At 43.6% G+C, this 13,371-nt stretch carries 13 protein-coding genes and 1 other RNA gene; 8 read left to right on the forward strand and 6 right to left on the reverse strand.

Annotated features, from left to right (window positions below):
• Window positions 1-318: 318 nt before the first annotated feature.
• The 4 genes from epd to mscS all read left to right on the forward strand — a co-directional run bounded on the left by epd (window position 319) and on the right by mscS (window position 5,172).
• On the forward strand, window positions 319-1,368 hold the full coding sequence (gene epd, locus NX845_RS20575) for an erythrose-4-phosphate dehydrogenase (protein ID WP_032545991.1): 1,050 nt from the start codon (window positions 319-321) through the stop codon (window positions 1,366-1,368).
• A 166-nt stretch (window positions 1,369-1,534) separates the two neighbouring features.
• Window positions 1,535-2,698, forward strand: a complete 1,164-nt coding sequence (locus NX845_RS20580; protein WP_004735491.1) for a phosphoglycerate kinase — start codon at window positions 1,535-1,537, stop codon at window positions 2,696-2,698.
• Between the two features lie 155 nt (window positions 2,699-2,853).
• A complete protein-coding gene (fbaA, locus tag NX845_RS20585; RefSeq protein ID WP_004735492.1) occupies window positions 2,854-3,930 on the forward strand; it encodes a class II fructose-bisphosphate aldolase in 1,077 nt (358 codons plus the stop codon).
• A 375-nt stretch (window positions 3,931-4,305) separates the two neighbouring features.
• Window positions 4,306-5,172 carry a small-conductance mechanosensitive channel MscS gene (gene mscS / locus NX845_RS20590; RefSeq protein WP_102569438.1) on the forward strand — a complete coding sequence of 289 codons (867 nt, stop codon included), beginning with the start codon at window positions 4,306-4,308 and terminating at the stop codon, window positions 5,170-5,172.
• A 111-nt stretch (window positions 5,173-5,283) separates the two neighbouring features.
• Here mscS and NX845_RS20595 read toward each other — a convergent pair whose 3' ends face one another.
• Entirely contained in the window at window positions 5,284-5,913 is a 630-nt protein-coding gene (locus NX845_RS20595; protein WP_004735360.1) for a LysE/ArgO family amino acid transporter, read from the reverse strand.
• Window positions 5,914-6,055: 142 nt separating this feature from the next.
• Between NX845_RS20595 and NX845_RS20600 the strand changes: the two genes are divergently transcribed.
• Both NX845_RS20600 and NX845_RS20605 read left to right on the forward strand, forming a co-directional pair.
• Window positions 6,056-6,952: a LysR family transcriptional regulator ArgP gene (locus NX845_RS20600; RefSeq protein ID WP_029222260.1), complete on the forward strand. Its 897-nt coding sequence runs from the start codon at window positions 6,056-6,058 to the stop codon at window positions 6,950-6,952.
• A 110-nt stretch (window positions 6,953-7,062) separates the two neighbouring features.
• On the forward strand, window positions 7,063-7,776 hold the full coding sequence (locus NX845_RS20605) for an oxidative stress defense protein (protein WP_004735362.1): 714 nt from the start codon (window positions 7,063-7,065) through the stop codon (window positions 7,774-7,776).
• 119 nt (window positions 7,777-7,895) lie between these two features.
• Here NX845_RS20605 and serA read toward each other — a convergent pair whose 3' ends face one another.
• The 5 genes from serA to zapA form a co-directional block, all read right to left on the reverse strand.
• On the reverse strand, window positions 7,896-9,125 hold the full coding sequence (serA, locus tag NX845_RS20610; protein ID WP_017077788.1) for a phosphoglycerate dehydrogenase: 1,230 nt from the start codon (window positions 9,123-9,125) through the stop codon (window positions 7,896-7,898).
• 261 nt (window positions 9,126-9,386) lie between these two features.
• Window positions 9,387-10,043, reverse strand: coding sequence for a ribose-5-phosphate isomerase RpiA (gene rpiA / locus NX845_RS20615; protein ID WP_017077789.1), 657 nt, complete (start codon window positions 10,041-10,043; stop codon window positions 9,387-9,389).
• A gap of 121 nt (window positions 10,044-10,164) precedes the next feature.
• Complete coding sequence (locus NX845_RS20620) at window positions 10,165-10,764, reverse strand: 5-formyltetrahydrofolate cyclo-ligase (RefSeq protein ID WP_102496000.1); 600 nt, start codon at window positions 10,762-10,764, stop codon at window positions 10,165-10,167.
• Window positions 10,765-10,770: 6 nt separating this feature from the next.
• Window positions 10,771-10,953: non-coding RNA, 6S RNA (gene ssrS / locus NX845_RS20625), on the reverse strand.
• An 11-nt stretch (window positions 10,954-10,964) separates the two neighbouring features.
• Window positions 10,965-11,273 (reverse strand): cell division protein ZapA, encoded by a 309-nt coding sequence (gene zapA / locus NX845_RS20630; protein ID WP_004735366.1) that lies wholly within the window; start codon window positions 11,271-11,273, stop codon window positions 10,965-10,967.
• A 307-nt stretch (window positions 11,274-11,580) separates the two neighbouring features.
• Here zapA and NX845_RS20635 point away from each other — a divergent pair, with 307 nt between their 5' ends.
• A complete protein-coding gene (locus tag NX845_RS20635) occupies window positions 11,581-12,156 on the forward strand; it encodes a YecA family protein (protein WP_017075399.1) in 576 nt (191 codons plus the stop codon).
• Between the two features lie 24 nt (window positions 12,157-12,180).
• On the forward strand, window positions 12,181-13,359 hold the full coding sequence (ubiH, locus tag NX845_RS20640; protein WP_102575149.1) for a 2-octaprenyl-6-methoxyphenyl hydroxylase: 1,179 nt from the start codon (window positions 12,181-12,183) through the stop codon (window positions 13,357-13,359).
• The last annotated feature ends 12 nt before the right edge of the window (window positions 13,360-13,371 follow it).

Here is a 13,371-nt window from a genome sequence, read left to right on the forward strand (position 1 = left end):
ATGACAACGTTCGGCGAATCTGCACCAGCAGGCGAGCTATTCAAGATGTTCGGTTTCACTACTGAAAACGTAGTAAATACAGCGAAAGAACTTCTTGCTTAATCATTGATTATTAGCCTTGTGCGAACAATGAAATGAATGAAAAAAACCGAGCTTTAAGCTCGGTTTTTTTGTATCTGGGGTTTGTTATCACTTAGACTAAGGCTTACAAGCAACAGATCAATCTGTCATAAGTAAGCTGAGTTATTCAAGTAATGCCTTTTAGGTAGGATTCAGTTATCATCTGTTGCACGAAATTTTGGTTAGATGTACGGAACTATGCTAAAAGTCGCGATAAATGGATTTGGACGAATAGGGCGCAATGTATTGCGCGCTGTCTATGAAAGTGGCAAAAGCCAACAAATCAAAGTAGTAGCGGTCAATGAGCTTGCTCAGCCTGACGCTATGGCTCACCTATTGCAGTACGACACCAGTCACGGCCGCTTCGGCAAGAAAATCTCAAACGATCAAGAGCACATCTATGTTCATCATGGCATTGGTGCTGAAGATAAAGGAGAGTTTGATACCATTCGTATCTTACACCTGGCTGATATTGAACTGCTGCCTTGGCGTGACCTTGAAGTCGATATTGTTCTCGATTGTACCGGCGTTTACGGTTGCCGAGATGACGGCCTAGCACACATCGCTGCTGGGGCGAAAAAGGTGCTGTTCTCGCATCCTGGTGCTAATGACCTTGATAACACCATTATCTATGGTGTGAATCACGAGACTATCGAAGCCGATCATCGAATCGTTTCCAATGGTTCATGTACCACCAACTGTATTGTCCCTATCATTAAGGTGCTTGATGATGCCTTTGGTATTGAGTCTGGTACTATCACGACCATTCACTCTTCAATGAATGATCAGCAAGTTATTGATGCATACCATAGCGATTTGCGTCGTACTCGAGCTGCAAGCCAATCTATCATTCCTGTCGATACCAAATTGCATAAAGGTATTGAAAGAATCTTCCCGAAATTTTCTAACAAATTTGAAGCTATATCTGTACGTGTGCCGACGGTAAACGTCACTGCGATGGATTTAAGTGTCACAATTAATGCAAATGTGAAAGTTAATGACGTAAATCAAACCATTGTTAATGCATCCCAGTGTACATTACACAATATAGTTGACTATACTGAAGCGCCGCTCGTTTCCATCGACTTTAATCACGATCCCCATAGCGCAATTGTTGATGGTTCACAAACTCGAGTGAGCAACGGCCACTTAGTAAAAATGCTTGTGTGGTGTGACAATGAATGGGGCTTTGCGAACCGGATGCTGGATACGGTTCTTGCAATGCAAGCTTCTGAAGGCAAGAAGTAAGACCTAGAAGCAAATGTGTGGATTATTTATTTTTTAGCTTGAAATAAATACTAAGTGTCCACATATTATGAGTAGTTAAAGAATTACCAGTTGAATAATTTATAGGCTTAGCAGGGTTGCTGAGTTTCCAAAACTTTATTTTTATTTAAATTTGAGAGGACAAATCATGTCTGTGATCAAGATGACTGACCTGGAACTTGCAGGTAAACGCGTATTCATCCGTGCTGACCTAAACGTACCAGTAAAAGACGGTAAAGTAACTTCAGATGCACGTATCCTTGCATCTCTACCAACTATCAAACTTTGCCTAGAAGCTGGCGCAAAAGTTATGGTTACTTCTCACCTTGGTCGTCCTACTGAAGGCGAATACAACGAAGAGTTCTCTCTAGCTCCTGTAGTTAACTACCTAAACGACGCACTAGACTGCGACGTTAAACTAGCGAAAGATTACGTAAATGGTCTTGAGCTAAACGCTGGTGAACTAACTGTTCTTGAAAACGTTCGCTTTAACAAAGGCGAGAAGAAGAACGAAGAAGCACTTTCTAAGCAGTACGCTGCACTATGTGACATCTTCGTGATGGACGCATTCGGTACAGCTCACCGTGCTCAAGCTTCTACACACGGCGTTGGTACTTACGCTCCTGTAGCATGTGCTGGTCCTCTTCTAGCTGCTGAGCTTGAAGCTCTTGGTAAAGCAATGGACAACCCAGCTCGCCCACTAGTGGCTATCGTTGGTGGTTCTAAAGTTTCTACTAAACTAACCGTTCTAGAATCTCTTTCTAAAATCGCTGACCAACTTGTTGTTGGTGGTGGTATCGCGAACACGTTCATCGCTGCTGAAGGCCACAACGTAGGTAAGTCTCTATACGAAGCTGACCTAGTTGAAACGGCTAAGAAGCTAATGAAAGAGTGTGCTATCCCAGTAGCGACTGACGTTGCATGTGCTAAAGCATTCGACGAAAACGCAGAAGCTGAAATTAAGCACGTTTCTGAAGTTCAAGACGACGACATGATCTTCGACCTTGGCCCAGATTCAACTGCAGCTCTAGCTGAAATCATCGGCAACGCAAAAACGATTCTTTGGAACGGCCCTGTAGGCGTATTCGAGTTCAAAAACTTCGAAGCGGGTACTGCGGGTATTTCTAAAGCAATCGCTGACTCTGAAGGTTTCTCAGTAGCCGGCGGTGGTGACACACTAGCAGCTATCGACAAGTTCGGTATCAAAGCAGATGTTTCTTACATCTCTACTGGCGGCGGCGCTTTCCTTGAGTTTGTTGAAGGTAAAGTACTTCCTGCAGTAGCAATGCTTGAAGAGCGTGCTAAAGCGTAATTGATTTAGAAAGGCGAGATGTGAATCTCGCCTTTTAACGTTTGCTGCATATCACACTTTTTTGCTAGAATGGCATAAGTTGTGAGCAAACGATTGCAAATTTTTAAACTTAAGTTTTTTAATCTTAAAACGATAGAATAAATAGGACTATTTCCATGTCTAAGATCTTCGATTTTGTAAAACCTGGTGTGATTTCTGGCGATGACGTACAGAAAGTATTTGAAGTAGCAAAAGCAAACAAATTTGCTCTTCCTGCAGTAAACGTAATCAACACTGATACTATCAACGCTGTTCTTGAAGCTGCTGCTAAAGCAAAAGCTCCAGTTGTTGTTCAGTTCTCTAACGGCGGTGCTGGTTTCTTCGCTGGTAAAGGCGTTAAACTTGAAGGTCAAGGCGCACAAATTCTTGGCGCTGTAGCTGGTGCAAAATACGTTCACGCAGTAGCAGAATCTTACGGTGTTCCAGTTATTCTTCATACTGACCACGCAGCTAAGAAACTTCTTCCATGGATCGACGGTCTACTAGACGCTGGTGAAGAGTTCTTCGCACAAACTGGTAAGCCACTATTCTCTTCTCACATGCTAGACCTTTCTGAAGAGTCTCTAGAAGAGAACATCGAAACATGTGCAGCTTACTTAGCTCGCATGGCTAAACTAAACATGACAATCGAGATCGAACTTGGTTGTACTGGTGGTGAAGAAGACGGCGTTGATAACTCTGATATGGACGCATCTGAGCTTTACACTTCTCCTGAAGATGTTGCATACGCATACGAGAAACTAAACGCAGTTAGCCCACGTTTCACTATCGCAGCTTCTTTCGGTAACGTACACGGTGTTTACCAAGCTGGTAACGTTGTACTTACTCCAACTATCCTACGTGATTCTCAAGCATACTGTGCTGAGAAGTTTGGCATTGCAGCTGACGCTCTTAACTTCGTATTCCACGGTGGTTCTGGTTCTTCTGAAGCAGAAATCCAAGAGTCTATCGGTTACGGCGTTATCAAAATGAACATCGATACTGATACTCAGTGGGCTTCATGGGATGGCGTTCGTACTTACGAAGCTGAGAACCGTGATTTCCTACAAGGTCAAATCGGTAACCCAACTGGCGAAGCTGCTCCAAACAAGAAGTTCTACGATCCACGCGTATGGCTACGTGCTGGTCAGTCTTCAATGGTTACTCGTCTTGAGAAAGCATTCGCTGACCTTAACGCTGTAGACGTACTGTAATTCTTTGAATTAAGTACTCTTTAAGTTTTAAAAAACCGCTCATTGAGCGGTTTTTTTTATGTCTGATAAAAACTTGTACTAAATATGTGAAAAACCTAGCGTGCGGTGAATAAATTTCGTAGTCTTTTAGTTATCGGTATTTGTGTTTATTAGTAAGTTTTATTAATTCAAAAGCTTACATAAATATGACTTTGCAATCTGTCAAAGATAGGATATCGTGCCGAAAAATTGGACTTGGTTCAGTTTATAAAAAGGACTTAGCTTTAATTTACTTTTAACACAATGACTTAACAGGATTTGAACTGTTTCTTATTGTTAAGTAATTTTGGCTTAAGACAGTTTAGCTCATAGCATATTATATAGAGGATGCACATTATGGCTGATAGTTCGACAGCGCTTGAGACTCCAATTGTGGATGGTTTGTCTCACGCAGAGCAGTGGTTAACAAATAACTCAGATCTGTTTATTCAATACGGTGTAAACATTATCTCAGCACTGATAATTCTATTTATTGGTAATCTTATTGTTAAAGCAGTAGCGAATAGCGTGTCTAAGGTTCTTCAGAAGAAGAAAATGGACCGAGCAGTTGTGGAATTCGTCCATGGTTTAGTTCGTTACTTGTTGTTTGTTATTGTTTTAATTGCTGCACTTGGTCGTTTAGGCGTTCAAACTGCATCTGTAGTCGCTGTTATTGGTGCGGCTGGTTTGGCTGTTGGTCTTGCACTACAAGGCTCACTATCTAACTTCGCTGCGGGTGTACTTATCGTTGCATTCCGTCCATTCAAGTCTGGTGACTACGTGGAAATTGGTGGTGTAGCAGGTTCAGTTGATTCAATTCAGATCTTCCAAACCGTTCTAACAACACCAGACAACAAAATGGTTGTAGTACCTAACGGCAGCGTTATTGGTAGCCCAATTACTAACTACTCTCGTCATGATACGCGCCGTATTGATCTAATGATTGGTGTTTCTTACAACGCCGATCTTCAAAAGACAAAAGCGCTACTGACTAAGATCTGTGAATCTGATGAGCGTGTACTGAAAGAGCCTGGCGTTCAAGTTGGTGTTCACACACTAGCGGATTCTTCAGTTAACTTTGTTGTTCGTCCTTGGGTCAGCACTGCTGACTACTGGAATGTTTACTTCGACCTGATGCAAGCAATCAAAGAAGGCTTGGATAATGAAGGTATCGAAATCCCATTCCCGCAAGTGGATGTACACATGAATAAAGTAGAAGCTTAATTTCTAGTTAGTTTTTCTAGCTATAAGCTTTTATAAGGAAAGGCGGATAACTTAGGTTATCCGCCTTTTTTTTGATGAGTTAAGTTTGTGGATGACTCAATATGAACGGATTTAGCCGTACTGCTCAATGAGTCCATTGGCGAGCACAAGGGCAATAGCGAACATCATGGTTGCTACCGCGATATCGATGCCTTTCTTAACTTTGGGTTTCGATAGCGTTGGGCCTAGCTTTGCAGCGCCTAATGACAAAGAGTAAAACCACACGAATGAAGCTAAGATAGTCCCCATAGCAAAAGCTATTCTATCGTTGCCTTCAAACTGCCCGCCTATGGATCCAAGAATCACTACAGTATCTAAATAAAGATGCGGGTTTAATACGGTTACTGCCAATGCACCTAAAACAACGGTGCGCTTGCCACGAGCCAGTATCTCACCCTTTGATTCATCACTAGTACGTGTTCTGAACGCACTGCGCAATGACAATAAACCATAAACGGTTAGGAATGCGATACCACCCAGTGTCACTGAAGTGAGCAGTAATTCATTTTGCGACAGGATCGCTCCGCCACCAAAGATACCTAATGAAATGAACAAGGTATCGAGTAGGCTACAAATCGTCGCTGTGGTTAGGTGGTGATTGCGTTTAATCCCTTGATTTAAGACGTACGCGTTCTGAGCGCCAATAGGGATGATCATGCTCGCCCCTAGACCAAAACCTTGTAATAAAACCCAAAAATTCATTTTAACCTCCACTTATTTAACGATATTTACGTGCTATATGGCGAAGATACTCCGACCTCTTAAATAAGTATAATTAATGATTTTAATCTATTATTAGAGTTGCTAATGTGGGCGGTGATCAGGTCAAAAAGGAAGCAAGTTGATGCGTGGATTGGATTATAAATGGATAGAAGCACTGGATGCTGTGGTGAAACAACGCAGTTTTGAAAGGGCAGCCGAGCAGTTATATATTTCCCAGTCTGCGGTGTCTCAACGCATCAAACAACTGGAAAAATGGTTAGCTCAACCCGCGCTTGTGAGAGAGAGCCCACCAAGGCCAACACCAGCAGGAAAAAAACTGTTGGGTTTGTATCGTCGTGTTCGCTTGTTAGAGCACGAGCTTGTCCCAGAGTTGATGAACGAAGAGGGAACTCAGCCTCTTTCTCTGTCTATTGCGACCAATGCTGATAGCTTGGCGACATGGTTACTTCCTGCGTTATCTGATGTGATGAATTCACGTCAAGTTGAGTTGAACCTTGCGATTCATGGTGAATCAAGAACCATTGAGAAGATTAAAAGTGGTGAGGTTGCTGGGGCAATCAGCCTCGAACCTCAACCTATTCCGGGTTGCAGTGCGGACTATCTTGGAAGAATGGATTATGTGTGTGTGGCGAACCCTAGCTTCCATCAACGTTACTTCTCTGATGGAGTGAACTATTCAACACTAACCAAAGCCCCAGCGGTTTCGTACGACCAATACGATGATCTGCATAAGAAGTTTTTGCATGATCATTTTAACGTCCCGAGAGATAGCGTGATCAATCATACTGTCGGCAGCTCAGAAGCATTTGTACGCTTGGCATTGTCGGGCGTTGCCTATTGTTTGATTCCTCGATTGCAGATTATCGAGGAGCTAGAGTCTGGTGCTTTGATTGATATTACGCCCGGCTTTTTGTTGTCTTACCGAATCTATTGGCACCATTGGCAATTAGAGAGCGGGGTATTAAAAGAGATATCTCAAGCGATATTAAATTATGCCCACAACCACTTACCTCAGTAAGCTGTTGGTTTTTGCAGCGTCAAAGTTGTGTTAGAAGTCCTGTCGCGGGATTGGTTATGTGACAAATTGCTCTATGATAAAAGAACATTTGTTCAGCATAGGTCTACCTAATGAAGTTTGTACCAAAGATGTTAGCAACGTCTCTTACTCTTACTGCAGCATTGAGTGCTGTGAGTTTTCCATCATTGGCTGACTCGCCATCTTTTCCGCATATTTCAACGACAGGCTATGGTGAAGTGATCGCGACACCAGATATGGCGACATTTTCTGTTAGAGTCGTGGAATCGACGATGACTGCTGAGCAGGCTAAAAACACAGTTGATAAAGTGGTGACTGGCTTTCTAAATAAGCTACATCAAGCGGGTGTTGATGAGGCGAATGTACACAGCTCTAACCTGTATTTATCTCCTCAATATCATTACCCGAAAAATGGTAAACCTGAACTGGTTGGTTACCGTGCATCACGTAATGTGACCGTTCAAGTGAATGAGCTAGCCAACTTAAATGACTACATGGATATTGCCATTGGGCAGGGTATTAACCAGATCGATAATATCCAACTTCAGGTTCGTGACCAAGCTAAGTATCAGGAGCAAGCGCGCTTGGAGGCCATTAAAGATGCGACATCAAAAGCTAAATCATTGGCGAGTGGTTTTGAGCGCGAGTTAGGTGATGTATGGCGCGTAGATTACAACGCACAATCTTCTCAGCCTGTATTGATGCGTTCAATGGCGATGGATGCGAGAACCGAGTCGAATTCTTATGAAGATTCGACGATCACCATTCGTGATCGAGTGAATGTGATCTATCAACTAGAAGAGTAGTGAACATACCTCAGGAAGGGATTAGATCATCATGATCTATTTACCTACAGTAGGCCAAATACTAAAAAGGCTCTCATTACGAGAGCCTTTTCTATTTTACTTATGATCTAATTCGATGATTAGTGAAGTAGACGAGCACGAATTGTGCCTTCGATCTCTTTCAGTTTAAGCAGAGCTTCTTCTGAACGATTCGCTTCCACGTCGATAACCACATAACCCATATCTGCTGCAGTTTGTAAGTACTGACCTGCGATGTTAATCCCTTCCTCTGCGAAGATGGTGTTAATTTGAGTTAGGATACCCGGACGGTTTTCGTGAATGTGCAGCAGGCGAGAAGCACCTGTATGCAGTGGTAATGATACTTCTGGGAAGTTAACACTTGATAGCGTTGAGCCATTATCAGAGTATTTTGCAAGCTTACCTGCTACTTCAACACCGATGTTCTCTTGTGCTTCTTGAGTTGAACCACCCACGTGAGGCGTTAGGATCACGTTATCGAACTGCATCAATGGTGACTCAAATGGGTCAGCATTGGTTTTTGGTTCCGTTGGGAATACATCGATTGCTGCACCTGAAAGGTGACCTGAATCTAGGGCGCCGCACAGAGCTGGGATATCTACTACCGTGCCACGTGCTGCATTGATAAAGATAGAACCAGGCTTCATGCGCTCGAACTCTTCTTTACCCATCATGTTCTTCGTTTCATTGGTTTCAGGTACGTGCAAAGAGATCACGTCACACTTGTTCAGCAAGTCAGTCATAGTATGAACTTGAGTTGCGTTACCCAAAGACAGCTTGTTTTCGATGTCGTAAAAGTAAACACGCATACCAAGGTTTTCAGCAATAATACCTAGCTGAGTACCAATGTGACCGTAGCCAATAATACCTAAACGCTTACCACGAGCTTCGTAAGAGTTGTCAGCACTCTTTTTCCAGATACCACGGTGAGCAAGAGCATTCTTCTCTGGGATACCACGTAGTAGCAATAGAACTTGACCAAGAACCAGCTCAGCAACGCTTCGAGTATTTGAGAACGGTGCATTGAAAACAGGGATACCGCGTTTTGCTGCCGCTTGAAGGTTAACTTGGTTAGTACCAATACAGAAACAACCGACTGCAACTAGCTTTTCAGCTGCATCAATAACTTCTTGGGAGATGTTGGTGCGAGAACGGATACCAATGAAATGAGCATCTTTCACTGCTTCAAGAAGTTCATCTTCAGGTAGTGAGCCTTTATGGTACTCAATGTTTGTGTAACCAGCGGCTTGCAGTACTTCTACAGAAGAAGGGTGAAGACCCTCTAGAAGTAGAATTTTAATTTTTTCTTTTTCCAGTGAAACTTTGGCCATTGTTCTCGTCCTTAAAATGGAAAGGTTGGGCAAATGCGGCGCACGTGCTACAAAACGGCTAAAAGAGGAACTTATTCACCATTTTGTCAGGAGACAAACGTTTTCCCTGTGCGTCTTCTGAACAATAAAGTAACAAAAAAAAAATGTTTTGGGTAAGAAAATTACGGAATAAGACATAATTTTACGGGCGAAAAGCAAAAAAAACGGCGCCCTTGGGCACCGTATGTAATGAAGTAACAGAAAAACTCAATCTTCTATTCTTTATTCTTCAATTTTTGCACCTTCAGGTGTGCCTGTGATAACCACATCAGCACCACGGTGAGCAAATAGACCAACCGTAACCACACCAGCGATACCGTTGATGATATCTTCTAATTGTTTAGGGTTTTCGATCGCCATGCCGTATACATCTAGGATCATGTTGCCATTATCAGTTGTGCAACCTTCGCGGTAAACTGGGTCACCACCAAGCTTTACTAGTTCACGTGCAACATATGAACGTGCCATTGGGATAACTTCAACAGGCAGTGGGAATTTACCCAACACATCAACGGCTTTAGTACCGTCAACAATGCAAATAAACTTATCAGAGATAGCCGCTACGATTTTTTCACGAGTCAAAGCTGCACCGCCGCCTTTGATCATGTCGCGTGAACCGTTGATCTCATCTGCGCCATCAACATAGATGTCTAACTTGAATACGTCATTACACTCAAATACTTTGATTTCTAGCGCTTCTAGTTTTTCAGTAGAGGCTACAGAGCTTGAAACCGCACCTTTGATTTTTTCTTTCATTGTGCCTAGTGCGTCGATGAAGTGATTTACTGTAGAGCCAGTACCTACACCTACAATGCTGCCTTCTTCAACATATTGAAGTGCTGCCCAGCCAGCTGCTTTTTTCATTTCATCTTGAGTCATGCCATTCTCCTGAATAAGGTCTTGCGCTTTGAATTAATCGTTCGCGTATTGAAGTTAACGTTTGGGTATTGGGTTAACGTTTGGATATCGAGGTTAACGTTTGCGGCGCGATTATAGCGCTTTAATGGCTGTTTTCCCATTGCCAAGTCTTACTCGGAGTCACGATTTTAGGTAACGGAATGTCCCATTCTTCAATTGGCAGTGTATCGACATGCTGGCAATCATGAGCCAAACCAATTGGCGTTGCGCCTTCACCAGTCTCAAACCATCGAGCCAAGGTGCGATCGTAATATCCGCCGCCCATGCCTAAGCGATGCCCTTGAGAGTCAAAGCCTACAAGGGGAGTCAGAATGAGATCGAGTTGCTGACAAGGTTTAACCAGTATTTGATTGAGCTGAGGTTCGACAATGCCGTACTTATTCAAAACAGTGGGTGTGGTTGGAGAGTAATGTAGAAACAGCAGATGTCCGGCAGAGAAGGGGTGTAATACTGGTAAATAAGTTTGCTTGCCTTGCGCCCATAACCATTCAATTAAAGGCTGGGTATCGAGTTCGCCATCGATAGAGATATAGAGGGCGATATGTTGAGCAGACTGAATCTCATCAAGCTGAGAACACTGCTTAACTAAGTCTATACCGGATTGAGTTTGTTGGTCGCCAGATAAGGCATTGCGTTTGATACGGATCTGTTTGCGAAATTCGCTGCGTGTGAGCGTCTTCATAAGAAGGGATACCCCAAAGTGCCGTTGAGAATAGATGGCCCTTGAACCAGCGAGTTCAAGGCGGATCAGCAATGATTACCGTAGGCTTCTCGGCGGACCGAGCATGCTCAATAGCACTCAAGTACTAACCCTTAGGGATTGCTTATCGGCTCGGGGACGTGAATCCTCTGACAAACACTCCAGGGTAAATTTTGTGTACGCTATTGCTGTCCGTGCTTAACTTTACTGAGGACATCTGAAAGTGATGTCGTGAGCTGTTCCATTCGCTCGGTCAGTGCGTTTTGTTCATCATTTGCTTCAAACTTCTTGGTTTGTAATTCATAGCAAATGTTCAGAGCTGCGATCGTTAGCAGCTTCACTTCATTGGTTACCTTAGTACGTTCAGCCATCTCTTTCAATCGATTATCAAGATCGGCCGCCGCTGCAATCAATGACTCTTCTTGCCCTGGGGGACAATTCACTCGAGTCAGTTTTCCTAATATTTCAACGTCTACCGCTTGATTACTCATGATGGATGAACTCTTTAACGCACTATTTAAGGCTGTTGCCCTTTATCATATTTTTACAAAGAAAAAGTGCAAGTACCGATGAGGAAGCAATCTCCTCTGAGGGAGAAACTATAGGTAAACCGCTATTAAGATTCAAGCTTTTCAGAGTGACTGTTTGTAAATGAGAGCTTGAGCACACAGTAATTCAGCAAATTGAACAATTGGTAGTCAGTCATCCTTCAATTGCTCAGGATCGATGCTTATCAGAATTGGGGTGAAGTGGTACGATTATACTATCGATATAAAGAATAACTGAGCGAGCTATCTGATGAGCGAAACTACTTTACCTGACTACCTAACGGTTGCGACTGAACTTCAATCGGCAAGCCTAGCCGTAAACCCTGCTGAGATGCATGGTTTATTAACGGGTATGTTGAGCGGAGGCTTAAACCTGGCAGATAAAAGCTGGCAACCATTGATCTTTGATTACACCAATGAAGGTATGGGCTGGCCAGATCGCGCATTAACGCTAGCGGAAGCAACGCTAAAAGTCACGACCAGCGAAATCACAGGTTCAGGCATGGAGCTGTCTATGTTGTTGCCGGACGAAGACGCAAGCGCAAGCCTGTTTGATCTTGCGGACGGTGTGTCTGATTGGATTAACCACTTTATTTCTGGTTTAGGCTTGGTTGGCGCTCAATTGAATAAAGCGTCTGACGGTACCAAAGAAGCTTTGGCTGATCTTGAAGAGATGGCAAAGCTGGGTATCGATGAAGAAGATGATATGGAAGAGCAGGCGCAGCTTCTAGAGCACGTTATTGAACACGTAAAAGCGTGTGCACTAACGATTCATGCTGAATTCGGTGCTCGCCCATCTGAAGATGCGGCTCCAACCATTCATTAATCCGCTTGTCGGTTTGAGGTTATAATGGCTCAGTATGATGTTGTAATTGCTGGTGGCGCAATGGCAGGGGCGACCTTAGCCCTTGCTCTGAATCACCTTAGTCAAGGCTCTCTGTCTATTGCGGTAGTAGAGCCTTATCAGGTTGATCATCAAGCTCACCCTGGTTTTGATTCTCGTTCGATCGCTTTGTCCTATGGCACTGTGCAGATCCTCGATTCTTTACACCTTTGGCAATCTATCGCTCCGGTAGCGACCCCAATTAAAGATATCCATGTTTCGGATAGAGGGCATGCCGGAATGACGGACATCTATAGTGAAGAGCTTGCTGTTGATGCTCTTGGCTATGTGGTGGAGTTGGCGGATGTGGGGCGAATCTATCAGCAGAAGCTTGAGTCCGAAGCTGCAATTACGATGCTTTGCCCTGAGTCTGTCAGTAAAGTCGAACGTGAAGACTCGCTAACGACTATTGAGCTGACAAGTGGGCAAACCATAACGACTAAGTTACTGGTTGCAGCTGACGGTGCTATCTCAACCTGTTGTCAGCAACTCAATATCTCATTGAGTGAGCATGACTTTGAACAAGTTGCTGTGATTGCCAATATCGTGGCTAGCGAACCTCACCAAGGTCGCGCATTTGAGCGTTTTACTCATCATGGGCCAGTCGCTCTATTGCCGATGAGTGACAACCGTTTGTCGCTAGTTTGGTGTTTGTCACCGGAGCAAGCGCAAAAAGTGATGACCCTAAACGACAATGAATTTCTTGAGCAGTTGCAGAATGACTTTGGTTGGCGACTTGGCCGACTCGAGAAGGTAGGCAAGCGTGCCAGTTACCCACTGATTCTTCGTCATCGTCAGCAAAATATCTCTCATCGATTTGCGATCGTAGGCAATGCTGCTCAAACGCTTCACCCAATTGCGGGACAAGGCTTTAATCTTGGCATTCGTGATGTGGCTTCCTTGGCGGAAGAGTTGTGTACCCAACTCGATGATGTTGGGCGTTACAATGGGCTTGTTAACTTTAGAAAACGTAGAGAACAAGATAGAGACACGACGATTACGCTGACATCAAGCCTAGTCCATTTATTCTCAAACGATTTTTTGACCGCTCGCATTGGGCGTAATCTTGGGTTAGCCGTAATTGATAACCTTCCACCACTTAAAGGTCCACTTTTGCGTCATACGCTTGGCCTAGTAGAAAGATAAGGTAGAAAAATA

The organism is Vibrio sp. NC2, from assembly GCF_025195005.1.
Taxonomy (GTDB): Bacteria; Pseudomonadota; Gammaproteobacteria; order Enterobacterales; family Vibrionaceae; genus Vibrio; species Vibrio splendidus.